At 44.0% G+C, this 18,799-nt stretch carries 16 protein-coding genes; 4 read left to right on the top strand and 12 right to left on the bottom strand.

What is annotated here, in order from left to right:
* Positions 1–13: 13 nt before the first annotated feature.
* The 5 genes from IGJ12_RS03480 to IGJ12_RS03460 form a co-directional block, all read right to left on the bottom strand.
* Positions 14–379 carry a PTS sugar transporter subunit IIB gene (locus tag IGJ12_RS03480; protein ID WP_005237463.1) on the bottom strand — a complete coding sequence of 122 codons (366 nt, stop codon included), beginning with the start codon at positions 377–379 and terminating at the stop codon, positions 14–16.
* A 1-nt stretch (position 380) separates the two neighbouring features.
* The gene (locus tag IGJ12_RS03475) at positions 381–827 is read right to left on the bottom strand and encodes a PTS sugar transporter subunit IIA (protein ID WP_016611962.1); all 447 of its coding nucleotides are present in this window, start codon (positions 825–827) and stop codon (positions 381–383) included.
* A 434-nt stretch (positions 828–1,261) separates the two neighbouring features.
* Complete coding sequence (locus tag IGJ12_RS03470) at positions 1,262–1,393, bottom strand: hypothetical protein (RefSeq protein ID WP_005237465.1); 132 nt, start codon at positions 1,391–1,393, stop codon at positions 1,262–1,264.
* A complete protein-coding gene (feoB, locus tag IGJ12_RS03465) occupies positions 1,390–3,528 on the bottom strand; it encodes a ferrous iron transport protein B (RefSeq protein ID WP_429947436.1) in 2,139 nt (712 codons plus the stop codon). The genes IGJ12_RS03470 and feoB overlap by 4 nt, the downstream gene beginning before the upstream one ends.
* The gene (locus IGJ12_RS03460) at positions 3,528–3,995 is read right to left on the bottom strand and encodes a FeoA family protein (RefSeq protein WP_005237467.1); all 468 of its coding nucleotides are present in this window, start codon (positions 3,993–3,995) and stop codon (positions 3,528–3,530) included. The genes feoB and IGJ12_RS03460 overlap by 1 nt, the downstream gene beginning before the upstream one ends.
* A 356-nt stretch (positions 3,996–4,351) precedes the next feature.
* Between IGJ12_RS03460 and nrdH the strand changes: the two genes are divergently transcribed.
* From nrdH to nrdF, 3 genes are all read left to right on the top strand, one after another.
* Entirely contained in the window at positions 4,352–4,576 is a 225-nt protein-coding gene (nrdH, locus tag IGJ12_RS03455; protein ID WP_005225182.1) for a glutaredoxin-like protein NrdH, read from the top strand.
* A gap of 97 nt (positions 4,577–4,673) precedes the next feature.
* On the top strand, positions 4,674–6,833 hold the full coding sequence (gene nrdE, locus IGJ12_RS03450) for a class 1b ribonucleoside-diphosphate reductase subunit alpha (protein ID WP_008377092.1): 2,160 nt from the start codon (positions 4,674–4,676) through the stop codon (positions 6,831–6,833).
* A gap of 97 nt (positions 6,834–6,930) precedes the next feature.
* Positions 6,931–7,896 (top strand): class 1b ribonucleoside-diphosphate reductase subunit beta, encoded by a 966-nt coding sequence (nrdF, locus tag IGJ12_RS03445; protein WP_005225180.1) that lies wholly within the window; start codon positions 6,931–6,933, stop codon positions 7,894–7,896.
* Positions 7,897–7,954: 58 nt separating this feature from the next.
* Here nrdF and IGJ12_RS03440 read toward each other — a convergent pair whose 3' ends face one another.
* The 6 genes from IGJ12_RS03440 to IGJ12_RS03415 form a co-directional block, all read right to left on the bottom strand.
* Positions 7,955–9,010, bottom strand: a complete 1,056-nt coding sequence (locus IGJ12_RS03440; RefSeq protein WP_430619352.1) for an alpha/beta hydrolase fold domain-containing protein — start codon at positions 9,008–9,010, stop codon at positions 7,955–7,957.
* Between the two features lie 90 nt (positions 9,011–9,100).
* Complete coding sequence (locus tag IGJ12_RS03435; RefSeq protein WP_061053818.1) at positions 9,101–9,817, bottom strand: MIP/aquaporin family protein; 717 nt, start codon at positions 9,815–9,817, stop codon at positions 9,101–9,103.
* Positions 9,810–11,639 carry a type 1 glycerol-3-phosphate oxidase gene (gene glpO, locus IGJ12_RS03430; protein WP_005237472.1) on the bottom strand — a complete coding sequence of 610 codons (1,830 nt, stop codon included), beginning with the start codon at positions 11,637–11,639 and terminating at the stop codon, positions 9,810–9,812. The genes IGJ12_RS03435 and glpO overlap by 8 nt, the downstream gene beginning before the upstream one ends.
* A 3-nt stretch (positions 11,640–11,642) precedes the next feature.
* Positions 11,643–13,163 (bottom strand): glycerol kinase GlpK, encoded by a 1,521-nt coding sequence (gene glpK, locus IGJ12_RS03425; RefSeq protein ID WP_008377082.1) that lies wholly within the window; start codon positions 13,161–13,163, stop codon positions 11,643–11,645.
* Between the two features lie 131 nt (positions 13,164–13,294).
* Positions 13,295–14,737, bottom strand: a complete 1,443-nt coding sequence (locus IGJ12_RS03420; RefSeq protein WP_087665121.1) for a helix-turn-helix domain-containing protein — start codon at positions 14,735–14,737, stop codon at positions 13,295–13,297.
* Positions 14,727–16,034, bottom strand: a complete 1,308-nt coding sequence (locus IGJ12_RS03415; protein ID WP_144330677.1) for an NAD(P)/FAD-dependent oxidoreductase — start codon at positions 16,032–16,034, stop codon at positions 14,727–14,729. The genes IGJ12_RS03420 and IGJ12_RS03415 overlap by 11 nt, the downstream gene beginning before the upstream one ends.
* A 136-nt stretch (positions 16,035–16,170) precedes the next feature.
* Between IGJ12_RS03415 and IGJ12_RS03410 the strand changes: the two genes are divergently transcribed.
* A complete protein-coding gene (locus IGJ12_RS03410) occupies positions 16,171–16,986 on the top strand; it encodes a DUF92 domain-containing protein (RefSeq protein ID WP_034872857.1) in 816 nt (271 codons plus the stop codon).
* A gap of 132 nt (positions 16,987–17,118) precedes the next feature.
* Here IGJ12_RS03410 and IGJ12_RS03405 read toward each other — a convergent pair whose 3' ends face one another.
* The gene (locus IGJ12_RS03405; protein WP_034872855.1) at positions 17,119–18,789 is read right to left on the bottom strand and encodes a family 43 glycosylhydrolase; all 1,671 of its coding nucleotides are present in this window, start codon (positions 18,787–18,789) and stop codon (positions 17,119–17,121) included.
* Between the last annotated feature and the right edge of the window lie 10 nt (positions 18,790–18,799).

The raw sequence follows: 18,799 nt of genomic DNA, 5'->3' as shown, positions 1-18,799 counted from the left end.
TCGCTCCATCAATTTATTTTGTTTGCATCGTTTCAAGAAATGTTTCTAGTTTTCCTTGGATCTCTTCTTTACTCATAATATTTTGAATGCCTATGACTTCATAAGGTTTGTTTTGAAAATCAGGTTCCGCTGCGATATCTGCCATACTCATAAAGGCATCACCCGTAAAACCAATGAGAACGTCTAGATTTCCATGAATCGTTTCAATGGGATAGCCGTTTTCTTCAATCACTGATTTTACCTTTATGTGAAGCAGCGTTGAACTCCCCATCCCAGCACGGCATGCAACCGCTATCAAAAATTTCTTGCCATTACTCGCCTTAGGTTTTGCATCTGATTGGATCGATGCATCATTTTTCTTTTTTTGAAAGAATCCCATCTTAACTCCTCGTTTCTTCTAATAGTTGTATAAATGCTTCTGGTGTCTCCACATTTGCTAAACGATCAATGATATTGTCCCTTGCTAAAACCTCTGCTAACTCACTCATCAGTTCCAAATGACTGGTCGGGTCTATCGCTGCCAAACAGAAAATGACTTTCACTGGATCATTGGGCGAACCAAATGAGATGGGGGTATTTAAGGTCATCGCACTTAGTCCTAAACGACAAACCCCATCTTCTGATCGGGCATGGGCCAAAGCAAACCCAGGCATAAGCACGATATACGGCCCGGCATCTAAGACGGATTGAATCATCGCTTCGACATACTGTTTTGAAACGCTGCCATTCCTCAATAACGGCTGGGCAGCTTTTTTGATTGCTTCTTGCCAACTGGTACTGTCTTGCTGAAGTAAAATGTTTTCTTTTGTTAATAATGTAGTTTGCAAACGACGATTTCCTTTCTAAAAAAATTTCTTTAGGTTTTAGTAAAAGAATTTCTCGAGATAATTCCTATACACACACTATAAGTGAAAAGTTCTGACCTGAATAGACGATTTGCGACCACATATTTGTACACGCTTCCAGATTAAGTGAACTGCTCTTCTCAAAAAGACCAGGAATACTGCCTATTTTTTTTGCTAGCCTCCAGTTTTTCTCGATAACCTTCTTGAGCAGTTCACAAAACTTATTCTATCAAGGAAAAAATGAACCAAAAATGGACAGATCCTTTGCTTGCACCCACAATAAAAAAAAGAAGCTCTTAAATAAACTAAGAACTTCTTAAAGCAAACACTCTATTCATGGCTATAGATCTACCGTTTCAATTGTATTTCTACCCGTAGGTGTTTTCACACGAATTTTTACTTACAACCGCTATTTTCTACTTTGCTTCCTCATGCTTCACGGGACAACTGCTGTGGCAATCAGAACAATGATCCTTTTTCACCATGCGGTACACCACACGACCGCCATAGCCAAAAATCAGTCCGCTTAGAATTACTGTAGCAATCATTTTTCGCCTCCTACGACTTGGATCAAGGGCGCACTCCCTCGGAATGGTTTCTTCACCAGAGCAAATACTAATAGACCAGCAATGACTATTGCCGCAAAAACACCTAGCGTGAGGTGTCCGCCTTCAAAGATGACGTGTCCGAATTGGTAGACCAGAAAACTGGCGCAGTACGCCAAGCCGCATTGATAGCCAATGGCTAACCACGTCCACTTGCTGTCCCCCATTTCACGGTGGATCGCACCGATGGCAGCAAAACAGGGGGCACATAGTAAATTAAAGACGAGGAAAGAGTATGCCGCCACAGCAGTGTAATCGCCGCGCAACACTTGCCAAATCTCCGTCCCACTTTCTGACAACTCACCGGTTTGTCCGTAGAGAATCCCGAATGTGCCGATCACATTTTCTTTGGCCACCAAGCCAGTGATCGTCGCCACGGCGCCTCGCCAAGTTCCCCAGCCTAGGGGAGCGAAGAGGGGCGCCAAAAGTCGACCGAAAAAGGCCAAAATGCTTTGGTCTTCACTGACCCGCTGCAAGGTAAAGCTGTAGCTGGAGGTAAACCAGACAAAGATACAAGCTACAAAAATTATCGTACCGGCTTTTTTTACAAAAGCAACGGCTCGATCACAGGCACTTTTCAAAATCGTTGTGAGCTGCGGCAAGTGATACGCTGGCAGTTCCATAATGAATGGTGCCAGATCACCTGCAAAAAGCGGCGTTTTTTTCAAGACGATCCCTGAAAAAATCACAGCGCCCATGCCGACAAAATAGGCCGATGGTGCGACCCAACTATAATGAGGGAAAAAGGCACCCGAAATCAATGCAATGATCGGCAATTTGGCAGAACAAGGCATAAAGGTCGTGACCATCACCGTCAACCGACGATCCTTTTCGTTTTCAATCGTTCGGCTTGCCATCACCCCCGGCACGCCGCAACCTGTAGCAATCAACATGGGGATAAACGACTTGCCAGATAGACCAAACTTGCGAAACAGTCTGTCCATGACAAATGCCACCCGTGCCATGTATCCACAGTCCTCCAAGATAGCCAAGCAAAAAAACAACACGAAAATCTGCGGCAAAAAGCCTAAAACCGCACCGACCCCAGCCACAATGCCATCCAAAATCAGTTCTTGTAGCCACTGGGCGACCTGCAGCTGTTCTAGCCAATGCGCTGCTGTTTCGGGAATCCAGCTGCCAAATAATACATCATTGACCCAATCAGTGCCGATCGTGCCAATCGTCTGAATCGATAAATAGTAGATTCCCCACATAATGAAGGCAAAAATCGGTAGTGCCAATACGCGATGAGTCAACACGCGGTCGATTTTGTCGCTGAGGGCTAAGTGCTGATCTGTTTCCTTGATGACTGCCAGCGCCAACAATTCTTCAATGAAGCCATAGCGCTCATTAACGAGAATGGCGTCACTGCTGTCTTTAAAGATCATCTCTAAAATCGAAATCGTCTCCTGAAGGACTGCTTGCTGGGAATCAGTCAGTTTACACATTGCTTGAATCGCTTCATCTTTTTCAAAGAGTTTTATGGCAAACCAGCGTTTTTGCTGCTGAGGGATCGTCTCTGGCAAAATCGCCATGATCTCGGTCAAGCCAGCTTCTAAACGATCATCGTAGCGGGGAGGGAGCTGTTGTGTGTTGACTGCGTGCTTCGCTGCCTCGATCATTTTGGCTAAACCACGTTGTTTCAAAGCACTGATCCCCACTACAGGAATCCCTAATCCGTAAGCCAATTTTTCGAAGTTGATCTGCAAGCCTTTTTTCTTTAATAGATCGATCATGTTGATGGCTGCCACAGTCGGAACATTCATTTCTAATAATTGCAATGTTAAATACAGATTTCGCTCAAGATTAGTTCCGTCAATAATATTGATCACCGCATCCAGCGATGCTTCCATCAAATAATTGCGGGAAATCAGTTCTTCCGGCGTATAAGGCGACAAGGAATAGATCCCGGGCAGATCTTGGATCAGCACGTGCCGGTCTTTTCGCAGTCGCCCCGCTTTACGTTCTACGGTGACACCCGGCCAATTGCCCACTGTTTGTTTGGCACCAGTCAATTGATTGAAAGTACTTGTTTTCCCGCTATTGGGATTTCCTGCTAATGCAAATTGATAGGTCATCAAGCTTCGACTCCTTTTTCGATAAAAACCAACGCTGCTTCTTGCTTTCTCAAAGACAATTCATAGCCGCGGAGCCGAATCTCCATTGGATCACCCAATGGAGCCAGTTTCACTACTTCCAAATGAACGTTTTTCGTAAGCCCCATATCCATCAAACGACGGCGCAAAGCACCTTTTGCACCAATCTGATTGACCTTCCCGCTTTCACCAACTTGCAGCTGATCCAAAGAGGTAATGACCGTTTGCTGCTGGATTTCTGTGACATCGATTTGTTCCATGACCCGTGCATCTAAAGCAATCCGCGTCCCTTGGTGCAAAATGATGCCGCCTTTGCGATCTTTTTGCACCACAACGATTTCAACCCCCGTGCGAATGCCAAGATCGTTTAAATGAACCGTGATTTCTTTGGTTGTTGCCAACGAGTCGATTTTGTATGTCCCAGAAGCCCAAGTTTGCGCCATTTTCATTGGTTCTTACTCCTTTTGTGAAGTGTTTTTTAATTAACCTACTTTAATTGAGAATGATTATCATTATAATAGAGCCATTTTCATAGGAAGTCAATCTGTTTTCGACTTAACTTTGAATCTTCCTTCACAATGGAGATTTTTTTTACTCATTTTGATTGCATATCCCCTCTAATAATTACGCAAAAACCTTGTAATTCTAAGTATTTTCCGCTTTTTTCATTTGCATAAAAAACACAGAAACACTATAAATTGTGTATGCCGAATTCACAAGCACAAGATATAGTGTTTTTTCGTTGACTTTCTCCGTGACTTATTTATACTAGGTTTATAACTATTACAACTCGGAGGAAACAATTATGAATATCAAACTATTTTCTAAAAACAACTGCATGCAATGTAAAATGGCGAAACGCTTTTTAAGTGAAAATCAGATTGCCTTTGAAGAAATCAATATCGATAATGAGCCTGAAGCATTAGAATTTTTGAAAGAACAAGGATTTCAAAGTGTGCCAGTCATTACCTCTGATGCGCAAACGATCATCGGTTTCCGTCCAGATCAACTACGTCAATTAGCGAGCTAAGATTTTTCTCAATGTGATGCTTTTGAGGGATTTGTCAGTCGTCCAGACCGCAAGTCCTTTTTTATACGAACAAAACAAGAAAAGAGGTTAGCCATTTATGAGCTTGAAAGAAATCAAAGATGTCAGTTATTTCAAATTGAATAATGAGATCAACCGTCCAGTAGATGGTCAAATTCCATTAAATAAAGACAAAGAAGCCCTAGCGGCATTCTTTAAAGAAAACGTTGAACCAAATACCTTAACCTTTGCGACTGCAATGGACAAAATCAATTATTTGATTGAAAATGATTATTTAGAAGAAGAATTTATCAAAAAGTACCGTCCTGCTTTTATTGAGGACTTGTATCAATTCTTAGATGAGCAACACTTTACTTTCAAATCATTTATGGCTGCTTACAAGTTTTATTCACAATATGCATTAAAAACGAATGATGGTACCGCGTATCTTGAGCGTTACGAAGATCGGGTGGCGTTCAACGCCCTTTACTTTGCGGATGGGAATGAAGAGTTAGCCATGAGCTTGGCAGATGAAATGATCTACCAACGTTACCAACCAGCAACCCCTTCTTTCTTGAACGCAGGACGCAAACGTCGCGGTGAATTAGTTTCTTGTTTCTTGATCCAAATCACTGATGACATGAACGCGATCGGTCGTGGGATCAACTCCGCGCTGCAACTTTCACGGATCGGCGGCGGTGTCGGGATCACATTATCAAACTTGCGGGAAGCTGGCGCGCCTATCAAAGGCTACGAAGGTGCAGCAAGTGGTGTGATGCCTGTAATGAAATTGTTTGAAGATAGCTTCAGCTACTCAAACCAATTGGGTCAACGGCAAGGGGCTGGCGTGGTCTACTTGAACGTCTTCCACCCAGACATCATCAGCTTTTTATCAGCGAAAAAAGAAAATGCAGATGAAAAAATCCGTGTCAAAACCTTATCATTAGGTGTGATCGTACCTGACAAATTTTACGAATTGACGCGTAAAAATGAAGAGATGTATCTCTTTAGTCCCTACAGTGTCGAAAAAGAATATGGCGTACCCTTTTCTTATGTCGATATCACCAAGGAATACGACAACTTAGTCATGAATCCACGGATTCGCAAGACTAAAATCAGAGCTCGCGATTTAGAAAATGAAATTTCTAAATTGCAACAAGAATCTGGTTATCCTTATATCATTAATATCGATACAGCAAACCGCAGCAACCCAATCGATGGCAAGATCATCATGAGTAATCTTTGTTCCGAGATCCTTCAAGTTCAAGCACCATCTGAGATCAACGGCAAGCAAGAATACGAGGTTTTAGGAACAGATATCAGCTGTAACTTAGGTTCCACCAATATCGTGAACTTGATGGACAGCCCTGACTTTGGGAAATCTGTTCGAGCAATGACTCGTGCCTTGACCTTCGTTACTGATGCGTCTGACATTGACGTGGTACCATCGATCCAAAATGGGAATGCCTTGAACCACACGATCGGTTTAGGCGCAATGGGCTTGCATACCTATTTTGCAAAAAATCAAATGGAATACGGTTCACCAGAATCCCTTGAATTTACTGATCTTTATTTCATGTTGTTGAACTATTGGACATTGGTTGAAAGCAATGCCATCGCCAAAGAAAAAGGCGAAGTTTTCCATAACTTTGAAAAATCAGCTTATGCAGATGGCAGCTACTTCACTGATTATATCCAAGGTGACTACCAACCAAAATCGGAAAAAGTCAAAGCATTGTTTGAAGGCGTCTTTTTACCAACTGGTGAAGATTGGGCAGCCTTGGCACAAACCGTCAAAGAAACCGGCTTGTATCACCAAAACCGCTTAGCCGTTGCACCAAATGGTTCGATCTCTTATATCAATGATACGAGTGCCAGCATCCACCCGATCACTCGGATGATCGAAGAACGCCAAGAAAAGAAAATCGGCAAGATCTATTATCCAGCACCTTACTTGAGCAATGAGACGATCGGCTACTACAAATCAGCCTACGATATGGATATGCGCAAAGTGATCGATGTTTACGCAACTGCTCAAAAACACGTCGATCAAGGGATGAGTATGACCTTGTTTATGCGTTCAGATATTCCAGAAGGTCTTTACGAATGGAAAGAAACGACAAAACAAACCACCCGTGATTTGAACATCTTGCGTCACTATGCTTTCCACAAAGGGATCAAATCGATCTACTATGTACGGACCTTTACAGATGATGCAGAAGAGATCGGCAGCAACCAATGTGAAAGCTGTGTCATCTAATCCAACTTTTGCCTGAAAACGAACCAATAGCCTACCCCTGCTCTTTCTTGAGAGCGGGTCGGCTGTTGTCTTGATACGATTATTGGAGGAACCGACTATGGGTAAGACTTACTATGAAGCAATCAACTGGAATGAGATCGAAGATATCATCGATAAATCCACTTGGGAAAAATTAACAGAGCAATTCTGGTTAGATACGCGGATCCCTTTATCAAATGACCTTGATGATTGGCGGACGCTATCACCATTAGAAAAAACGACGGTGGGCTACGTCTTTGGCGGCTTGACCTTATTAGATACCGTTCAATCAGAAAGCGGTATGGATCAACTGCGTAAAGATGTCCGCACCCCACATGAAGAAGCGGTCTTGAACAACATCCAATTTATGGAATCTGTCCATGCAAAAAGCTATTCATCGATTTTCAGCACCTTGAATACAAAAGCGGAGATCGCCGATATTTTTGAATGGACCAATACCAATCCTTACTTACAAAAGAAAGCCGAACGAATCAATGAGATTTACAAAAATGGGACACCGCTAGAGAAAAAAATCGCCAGTGTGTTTCTAGAGACCTTCTTATTCTATTCAGGTTTCTATACACCCCTTTACTACTTAGGTAATAACAAACTAGCGAACGTAGCGGAGATCATCAAATTGATCATTCGTGACGAATCCGTTCATGGCACGTATATCGGCTACAAATTCCAATTAGGTTTCAACGAATTACCAGAAGACGAACAGCAAAAGCTGAAAGACTGGATGTACGACTTGTTGTATGAGTTGTATGAAAACGAAGAACGTTATACCGAAGAATTATACGATGAGATTGGCTGGACCGAGGAAGTCAAAACCTTCTTGCGTTACAATGCCAATAAGGCTTTGATGAATCTAGGACAAGACCCGCTTTTCCCAGACACCGCCAACGATGTCAATCCAATCGTCATGAACGGTATTTCAACTGGTACCAGCAATCACGACTTCTTCTCACAAGTTGGGAACGGGTATCTGCTTGGTTCCGTTGAAGCGATGAAAGACGATGACTACTTCATCGGACTTGATTGATTTGCTTACAAATAAACACCTTGTTTCTCGCCAATAGAGGGTGAGAAACAAGGTGTTTTTAGTTAGCCAGCTGGTCTTTGATAAAGGTCAACGTTTCTGTCAAACATTCCTGTGCTTGCGGCAAGCTATAATCAAATTGGTATTCGTGGGTCACTGTTTCCGAATCCCCTTTGTAAAAACGACTTGTCACGGGAATATCAAGAGCTTGCAGCTGGTTGGCAAAGGCAATGCCTTGGTCTTCAAAGGAATAGGCGTTGCCATCAGTGATATACGTTGGTGGAAAATCAGCCGTCAATTTATCCACCAGTGAGATCTCCTGCAGTTGGGGACTATCTTGCCATTCTTTTTTGCCTAATAACGACCAAGCCACCGTTTTAACAAAGAATTTCATAAAACGATCATCCGAAGAAGTTCCAACGATCTGCTTCAAATCAAGGGGGCCGCAATAGGAAATAAACCCTTTCAGGGCCGATGCAGGAATGTCTTGATCAAAGGACATTTCCTTCGCATACGCTGGATTGGTTTGCAGCGCCACATATTGCCCGGCAATTTGGGCACCTGCAGAATCTCCACCGAAGAAGAGTTGATCGAAATCAAGCATGGGGTATGCTTGGGCATCTGCTTTGATCGAGTCTACCGCTTGGGCTAATTGTTTGACCTGTCCCGGATAATGCAAACTTGGCGCCCATTCATAATTAATCGAAATCACAGCGGCTTTGGTTTCATCGACGACATAGGTCGCAAATTCTTTGACGCCTTCTTTGTCTCCCCCGACATATCCGCCCCCATGGACCCAAAAAATGACTGGAACAGGGCCTTGTGCATCTTTGGGATAATAAAGATCAAAGGTACTGCGTTGATAATCCGATTGATAAGCCAAGTCCTGTTTGACCGTCACATTCGGCAAACTTTTTTGATAAGCCGCCTCATCCTTGATGGTCACTTCTTGGTTAAACATATGACCGATCAAAAAAGCCCCCGGTCGTGGGGAGAGTTGAAAAGCCAGAAAAACGGCAGCTAAGAGTCCGATCAGGACAATCGCCACCCACATGAAAAAGCGCAGAATTTTTTTCACGCAAAAGCTCCTTCCTTCGTTCTGTTTCAGCTTTTTCATTTAACCATGTTTTTTTAGCAAATTCAATGACAATCGCTAAAGATTAAAAAAGGATGATACCAATAGGCACCATCCTTAAAATAACATCGTTTATAATGGCAACATCATAAACAAACCAGCTGCGATCGCTGCACCGATCATTGGACCGATGATTGGTACTAACGCATAGCCCCAATCGGAAGTCCCTTTGTTTTTGATTGGTAAGATTTGGTGAGCGATCCGTGGTCCTAAGTCCCGTGCCGGGTTGATGGCATAGCCTGTTGGTCCACCAAGAGACAGTCCGATCGCTAAGATCAAGATCCCAACAACGATGGGATTTAATCCATCCGTAAAGGTATTGGCACCAAAAGCCAATAAGCCAAAGACTAAGACAAAGGTACCAATCACTTCAGTGATCGTATTCGATACTAAATTACGAACTGCAGGCCCTGTTGCAAAGGTACCTAAAATCGCGCCTTGGTCTTTTGTTTCATCCCATAATGGCAAGTAGTTGAGCCAAACGAGGATTGCTCCTACGATCGCACCAGCAATCTGCGCCAGCATAAACGGTATAGCCAAACTCCAAGAAAAATTCCCTGTCATCGCCATGCCTAATGTAACGGCTGGATTCAAGTGAGCAGGTCCCATGTACCCTGAAACGTATACGGCGATGGTCACCGCCGTTGCCCAGCCCATCGCGATCACGATCCAGCCAGAGGCTTCTGCTTTACTCTTTTTCAGATTGACAGCCGCACACACGCCATCCCCTAACAAAACCAAAATAGCCGTTCCTAGAAATTCACTAAAGATCTGTGTTGCTTCATTCATCTTTTTTTCCTCCTTTTAAGGCTGTTAAATCTGATTCTGCGATCACTTGGTTCAATTCTAATACATGGGCTGCTTTTTCTTCTTCGCTCCAGCCAAAGAAGTCGGTCATAGCTGCAACGACACCGGCTTTGACATCATCTAAGGTGTCTCGCATAAATAGGATATGGTTGGTCCGACGCAATAGATAATCAACGGGCGTCAGAACCATTTCTTCATGCAAGGAATAGTTCAAGGCAGTGCTTTCTTTTTCATCTAAGCCTTCAAACTTCGTCTTGTAGTTCAACACTTGGGGAAGATTCGACCCATAAAGATGAGCCAAATACGTCGCAGCTGCTTCATTGAACCCAGCGGTTTGTGCTTGGTCAGCCAGCTTCGCTAATTCTTCCTCTACATTGGCTGCATCAAGCTCACCACCAGAAACTGGGTACGTGGTTGAATCCACCAACTCGAAGGAAGCACCGCTTTCTTGGAGCAATTCATTGATCCGTTTGACTGCTCCTTCCGCCATCAAACGATAGTCGGTGATTTTTCCGCCTGCCAACGTCAATAGTCCGTCTTTTGAGCGTTCCAAACTGCTGCCGCGAGAAACTTGCGATGGATCCACTTTGCTGGCTTCTACTCGTTCTTGCGCTTGTTTTACAGCTTTTTCTACAACTGGTCGCTGCCGCTCATCTGCAAGATATTCTTTGACGCTTTCAACGATCTGCTCAAAGCTTTCATCAGATAATTTGCCTTTACCACCACCATTGTAATCCGAACCACCATTATTCGTAATCAATGGACGTAGACCAGCCCAGCTCGCTTCGATATCATCAAGGGTGATCTGTGCATGTGGAAAGCGTTCATTCACGATGGTCAGTAGATAATCGACATCTTCTTGTGTGACCGTCGGATGGGCAAAATCGCCTGTATAGTCCGTATCGGTTGTGCCAAAATAGGTCTTGTTTTCTCTTGGTACCACGAAAACCATCCGACCATCATTTTTCCCAGTATCAAAATAGGTTGGTTGTGGCACTTTTAGTTTTTCCCGATCGACCACTAAATGGACACCTTTCGTCGGACGCATTTGTGGTGGCAGCTCATCATTCTTGTCTAATTGACGAACGATATCTGACCAAGGGCCGGTCGTGTTGATCACGACTTTGGCGTGAACCTCAAAGCGCTCGTTTGTCAGTTGATCCTCCACTTCTACCCCATTGATGATGCCTTGCTCATCATGTAAGATGCCGACGACTTTGGCTTTACTGATCATTGCTGCCCCATCGGCTTGTGCTCGTTTAATGTTTTCGATCACCAAGCGGGCATCGTTGTTGCGAAAATCAAGATAGACTCCGCCACCAACTAAGTTTTCCGCCTGCAGCTGTGGTTCGCGTGCTAAGACCTCTTCTTTCGTCAGCAGATAATTTTCGTATTTACTGCCTGTCACATTTGCTAAGCGATCATAAAGATCCATCGCCACTTTGACAGAAAACAAGGAGAAGGTTGCCCCCGGTTCATCGTAAATCGGTAAAAGCATCGGATCTGGTTTCGGGATATGCGGAGCAATTTGTTGGACGATCGCCCGTTCCCGCACGGTGTCAGCGACCACTTCCACGTCAAAGGTTTTCAAATAGCGAATACCGCCATGAACGAGTTTCGTGGACCGCGAAGACGTCCCTTCGGCAAAGTCTTGCATTTCCAAAAGAACCGTCTTCATCCCAGCCGCTGCTGTTTGAACGGCAACCCCTGCGCCGGTAATCCCACCACCAATGATCAACACATCATAGGTGGTCTTTGCCGTTTCTTGAATGGTTTCCTTCCGATCTTTCTGAGAAAAGGTCATGGCTTACTCGCCTTCTTTCTTCGCTTTGAATTTGAAGGTCTGAGTAGCCGCCACCGCTTGTTTCCAACCTTCGTACAAATTGTCTCTTTCTTCTGCTGGCATTTCTGGCGTAAACATTTGCCCTTCTTCTGCCATTGATTTCAATTCATCTAAGTCTTTCCAGAAGCCAACCGCTAGTCCTGCCAAATAGGCTGCACCTAATGCGGTTGTTTCCAGATTCGCTGCTCGTTGTACGTCAATGTCTAAAATGTCCGCTTGGAACTGCATCAATAAATCGTTTTTGGCTGCCCCTCCATCGACTTTCAGCAATGGGATATCGATACCGGAATCTTTTTTCATCGTATCGATGACGTCTTTTGATTGGTACGCAACAGCTTGCAGTGTTGCCCGAACAAAATCTTCCTTCGTCGTCCCACGAGTCAAGCCGAAGACTGCTCCTCTTGCATCTGAATCCCAGTAAGGCGCACCTAATCCAGTAAAGGCAGGCACCACATAGACTTCATTATCTCCTTTTGCTTTGGCAGCTAGTTCTTCTGATTGTGGCGAAGTCTCGATCATGCGTAGACCATCCCGCAGCCATTGGATCGCTGATCCAGCAACGAAGATACTTCCTTCTAAGGCATAATAGACTTTGCCGTTGATGCCATACCCGATAGTCGTCAGTAGGTCATTGTCAGACAATTGTGGTTCTTCACCCGTATTCATGACAATAAATGCCCCAGTGCCGTAAGTATTTTTGATCATACCTTTTTCAAAGGCCATTTGTCCAAAGAGGGCGGCTTGTTGGTCTCCAGCCATTCCAGCGATTGGTACTTCACTGCCGTAAAAATGGTAGCTGCGGGTGTGACCATAGACTTCTGAGTTGCTTTTGACTTCTGGTAGCATCGAGCTTGGAATGTTCAAAAGATCCAAAATTTCTTGATCCCACTCTAATTTATGAATGTTGTAAAGCATCGTCCGACTAGCATTGGAGTAGTCGGTGACATGGACTTGTCCATCTGTCAGTTTCCACACAAGCCATGAATCGATCGTTCCGAAGAGTAACTCACCATTATCCGCCTTTTCTTGTGCCCCTTCGATATTGTCTAAAAGCCAACGCACCTTGGTCGCTGAGAAATACGCATCAATGACTAAACCAGTTTTTTCATGGATCATCTCTGTATGGCCATCTGCTTTTAATTGGTCAGCGATCGGTGAAGATTGACGGGATTGCCAAACAATCGCATTCGCGATTGGCTGCCCTGTCGTTTTATCCCAAACCACTGTCGTTTCACGCTGGTTGGTGATCCCGATGCCGGCGATTGCTTCTGGTCGGATACCTGATTCAATAAATGCCCCTGCGATGACTGATTGGACAGAGTTCCAAATTTCGTTGGCGTTATGTTCTACCCAACCTGATTTTGGAAAGTATTGCGGAAACTCTTTTTGTGAACTGCCGATTTTTTTCCCGTTACGATCAAAAATAATTGCTCTTGAACTAGTGGTTCCTTGGTCGATCGCCATTACATAATTTTTTTCTGCCATTTGATTCGCTCCCTTTGGTTTTATACGCGCTTTTTTTGTTAGCGCTTTCTGACTTGCTTTTATTTTAGCTGAACTTTTGCTATATGGTTCGTCAATTTTTTTTCAAATCTCTAAGAAATTGACGAAATCCACTATTTAAAGCGTTCACGGATCATTTTTTTGATTGTCTCACGATCATAAGCAGTCCCTAATTCACTGATTCGATAAGTCGGTGTTTTGGTCTCGATGGCATAATTCGCCAAGATCAAATCATATTCTTGTTCTGGACGATAGCGTTCGACAACTACGCCATTCAAATTTTTGAGATACAGCAGCCACATATAATAGAGAGCTTCTTTAAATAGCTCATCCATTTTCAAGGCGATCCCAACACGAAATTCTCGATTGATTTGATAGTCGATGATCGTGATGACACTCAAGTATTTGACCATCGTCATCATCAGTAGACTATTTTTCTCGGACGGCTTGATATTTAACTCTGTTAAGGCCTTACCTAATAGTTCATGACTGATTTGCTGAATGTTGCGGCTGGATAACTGCGCTTCTAACTGCCAAATATTTTCTCGATCAAAAACCTCCACATCCCCTTTGAAAAAATAGACGCGGCTGTGGATCTGCAGCAGGTGACCATAGCAAGTGGCTTCCATTTCACGAGGAACAAACGATGGGCGGTAAAGATGCAAAATATGTTCCAAAATCAATGTATCCGTCAAGGCAGTTGGCGTAAACCGAGAACGCTGCAGCATATACACCTGCAGATCGTGTTCGGATAACACCGAGAACGACAACAAAAAGACAAAATGCAGCATCGCCTCCTCTTCTCTGACTTCTAATGCGTAATGGCCAAAGCCACGAAATACCAACTCACGTAATTGTTGAAACAAAGGGTCTTTCATGTAAGGTGCCATTTTCTCCCGTAAAACTTGAAAGGATTGAGTAGCAATTTTAAGTCGCGCCTTCATGATCCTCAGCCATAGGGACAAGCGCTGCTGGGCTTCTTTCGTAAAGCGCATGTTCAGGCCGCGAGTGATCAGACCGACATATTTCTCATCGATCGGCAATGGCTGACTGTCAAAAGAATGAACATACCAAAAGAGTTCAAAATAGAAATAACGAATTTGGGTTTCTTCTCCAATCAGCTTTCCTTGCCAGATCTCTAACTCAAATTCTGCTAGCAAACCATTTAGCTCTTTGATTTTGCGAAACAAGGATGACTCGCTGACTGTTAATTTTTGTGCCAGCTGGACAGTTGTCACTTCTTGATGTTGTAAAAGATGCTCGAGAATTTGAAATTTCAAGGCCGAACGATAAAATGCCCATTCAATTTGGTTAAGAGAAAAGGTGGGACTCATTTCAAAAACCAGTGAACCATTTCGGTAATACAATCGACACTGCTCATGATAGTGCGTCAACTCATCTTGCAGCTCATCCACATACTTTTCCAGAGAAGGCTTACTGATGCCAAGATAGAGCGCTAATTCATGTAGATCCATTTGACCGCCAACTAGTAAAAGTTTTTTGAGCAGCTGCAATTGTTTTGCTTCTTTTTTTTCTAATAACTGATCAAGTCTCATCGGCATCACTTCCCGACCATATGAAGGTTTGATCCAACACATTAGTGAATCGTGGATGGAAGAAAAAGTCTTTTTGGGTCAGCTCCTCCATCGTTGCCTGCTGCTCGATCGCAAACGCTAGTAAATTGATTTTTTCCAAAATATTGGCTTTTGATAAAAGCTGTGCACCAACGATTCGACCGCTGGCTTGTTCGATCATCACTTTTCCATGAACCTGCGTCGAATCAAAAAGGGAAACGGTAGCCGTAAAAGTGTGACAAACGATCGGTGATTCATAGAAAAACTGATCCGACTCGGTCAAGCCGGTACTGGCTAAATACCACTCAAACAATTGTGTACCGACTGTCCGCAATCCACCACGAAACGGGGTCGTTTTGTTTGCTAGATTGCGAGCTGCCGCAATCCCTGAGCGAACAGCATTATTGACTAAGGGCATGTAGACCGTGTCTTTCGTAATAGCATTTGGAATTTGGATCAAGTCGCCGACCGCAAAAATATCCGTGGCAGAAGTTTCCAAGTAGGCATCTGTCCAGATAGTTTGATCACTGTGTAATTCAAAGACCGTAAATGCCTCTGGCAAGCGAGGATGAACGTTAACTGTCGTCAATACCAGATCGCTTTCATAACCTTGATCGGCGGTTTCGATCCGAAAGCCTGTTTCCGTTTTAACGACTGCCAAAGTTGGCTCCGACCAATGCAGCTGCAAGTTGGGGATTTTTTCGATCTCCGTTAAAAAGGGCTGCAAAAAATCGCGATCAAAGTATTTGAATAAAGGATACGACATTGATTCGATCACACTGACTTTTTTGCCGATCATCGTTAAGGTATTCGCCGCTTCCATCCCGGCTTGACCAGCACCGACGATGGTAATCGACTCTGCTTGGGGCAATTGCTGTAAGAAATGCTTCGCTGCTTCATATTCTTTGTAGGTCAGCAGTGCTTCTTCTGGTTGCGGCAAAACAGTGGAATCTTGACTGGAACCTGCCGCCAAGACGAGTCGATCATAGCTTAGTTCCCGCTGATCCGTCCGAATCCGATGATCAGAAGGAAAGACTTCTAGAAAGGTTTCTTCTAAGGCTACGTCGATTGTTTCTGCCTCCAGCTGCTCCTTCGTACAAAAGAATGCTTCATCCAGTGAAGCGATCCTGCCTTCGATCAGCAATAACAAGCCGCTAGGAACAAACCCAAGATGGGCTTTTTTTTCTATCAATAAAATCTCTGCGTTAGGGTATAATCGACGTGCTTCACGGGCGCAGCTGACACCACCAAAAGACCCACCTATAATTATGATTTTCATTGGATCACCTCTCTCCTTTAGCTTAAATGAAACGCTCTCATTTGACGAGTAAAAAGCTATCTTCCTTACTATTATTTTGTTAACTGCGGTAAAATAAATGAGACCTATGCTACACTATACGCAAAGGAGTGTTCAAATGGTTTTCTTTTATCAATTCATGCTAGGATTGTTTGCCAGCATATTCGTTGCAGCGGCAGCATTCGTCTTTCAGTGGCTGACTATTTCTGGCGCACTGGCTGCGATTCTTTGCGGCACACTGGTCATTGGCTTTGGTCCGTGGTACAGCATCTTTTTGATTGGCTTTTTCTTTGCCAGCTCTGGCATCATTGGTCTTTTAAAGAAAATGCGCCGTCAGCCAGAGTTAGCTGTGCTTGCCAAAGGTGCTCGCCGTGATGCAAAACAAGTCTTTGCGAACATCGCACCAAGCATCTTTGCTCTACTGCTTGCCTTTTGGACGAAAGAACCGCTATTCCTTTGGGGATTTGTGGCGGGAATCGCTAGCTGTACGGCTGACACTTGGGGCTCAGAAATCGGCGTGCTGAGTCCAAGTCCACCGCGTCACTTACTAACGGGAAAAAAATTACCACCGGGACTTTCCGGCGGTGTCAGTTGGTTGGGAACTGCCGCTTCCCTAGCAGGGAGTCTCGCCATCACTGGTTTATTCGCAGCAGCCTTATGGTTGAACGGCAAGCCGTTCTCCCTTGATCTCTGGTTGACTTTGACTGCTTTAGGCTTTTGCGGTAGTCTTTTGGACAGCTTACTGGGCGCAGCGATTCAGGTGCGCTATCAATGCCCTGTCTGTCACCAATACACCGAAAAAAAAGTCCACCACGACGTTGCGACCAAGCAAGTCAGCGGTCTTTCCTTTGTAACGAATGAAGGGGTCAATTTGCTGACTTCAATAGTGATCGTTTTTGTATCAGTCTTGCTAACTGGCTCTTTTTTCAAGTAATCAGGCAATCCACTGCGATGACAATTCCTTCATACAAAAAACCTTCGAGAGCTACACGTTTGTGTTTCTCTTGAAGGTTTTTATTTGTTTAGTGAAAGTATGATACGGGTGCTCACTCCATAAGGAGCCTGATTAAGATGCAGACGAATGATTCGTCACTTTATAATAAGCAAAATCAGCATAGGATTGATGTTGGTGTGCATCCACGGCACCAATGAAATTAAATAATCCTGTGAAGCCGCCTATTTCTCCTGGCATTCCATTGACTCCTTCATCAGATAAGTACGCCACTGACAGATCTTGGAGCAAAACTTGCCAAGTCTCTTGTTCCTCTAATCGATAGTAGACGTTTGCGATCCCATGCTCGTATCTAATTTTCAGGTGAATATTTCCTTCGGGAACGACGACGCGAGTATTTACATATTCGATCCTTTGTCCTAATTTTGCCTGTAAGAGAGTCAAATAAGGACATCGCTTTTCTTCTGAATAGGTAACATGAGCATATAACCAATTGTTTGAATCATAATAAAGCCCAAGTCCTGCTGTTTGTGAATAATGGTTCGGTTGAAACTCCAACAAGGTCTCCACCTCATAGGTGAAAGAGGTTGCTCGTGTTGCCATGATGGCAGGATTCATCTGTGAAAACAAGGAATTGCCCCCATAGATCCGTAAGTACCCCTGCCGCTTTTGCGTACTGACCCATGACTGATGCTGTTGGCGATACGGTGTCATAAATTCTAACAGATACTGCGCCTCTTGAAATGAATCAAATAAATCAGTGTTTGGTTCATTGTCAATTGGAACACCAGCTAATCCTTTAAAAGTCATTTTTGCCAAATTGCTTCCATCTTCCATTTCCAACCAATTGTCTTCGGTCCAGTGCATCCTTTGAATAGAAGCTTCTCTTCCAAGAGGATTCAACAGCTCCCCCTCTAAGGGTCTTGCCATTAAATGAGCCATGAACCATTCATCAGTATGGGTATGGACGAGCGAACCATGTCCTGCTTTTTGCATCACTGAATGAGGATTGACCATTTCAAAATGCCCAGCATCAGGGTCGCCCAAAGAAAACAGATGCCTTGGAGAAGAAGTAAGGATTGGTTCGCCAGAAGGATGCGCTTCATAAGGACCAAAAATAGTCTCTGCGCGACCGACTTCCACACCATGAGCATAGCCCGTGCCTCCAGATGCCAGCAATAAAAAGTATGCCCCTTCATGCTTGTATATTTGGGGTGCTTCCGCACACCCTCTGGTGGTGAACCCTTGTGTTACGCGATGCCAAGGGGACAGTAATTTACCTGAAGGCAAGTCGATCTCCGCAAGAACAATATGTCCCGGCGCTTGATAGCCTTCTCTTGTTTCCCATTCCAAAATCGTTAAATAATGCCGCCCATCCTCGTCATGAAATAGCGCTGGATCAAAGCCAATTGAGGTAAAATAAATCGGTTCTGACCATGGTCCTCGGATATCAGTCGCCCAAATGGCATAGGAATCAGCATTAAATTCACGTCCTGCCATGTTGACCATATGTGAATACGCCAGCCAAAATCGTTTTGTTTGTGGATCATAAGATAAATGTGGTGCCCAGATACCAGCTGGTGTATTGGTTCCACGTAAATTCACTTCTTCATTGTTCAAGGCATAACCAACAAGTTGCCAATTCGCAAGATCCTTTGATTCGAAAAGTTGAATCGCAGGTGTCCAATGGAAGGTTGAAGTTGCGATATAATAACGCTCATCCACACAAATGATAGAGGGATCAGGCGCCATTCCAGGAATAACTGGATTTTTGATGATTGTCATAAGCTTCCTT

The organism is Enterococcus sp. DIV0802b (genome assembly GCF_050543535.1).
In the GTDB taxonomy this organism is placed as follows: Bacteria; Bacillota; Bacilli; order Lactobacillales; family Enterococcaceae; genus Enterococcus_D; species Enterococcus_D entomosocium.
The sequence above is the reverse complement of the archived record's forward strand: the minus strand, read 5'-3'. Positions and strand labels throughout refer to the sequence as shown.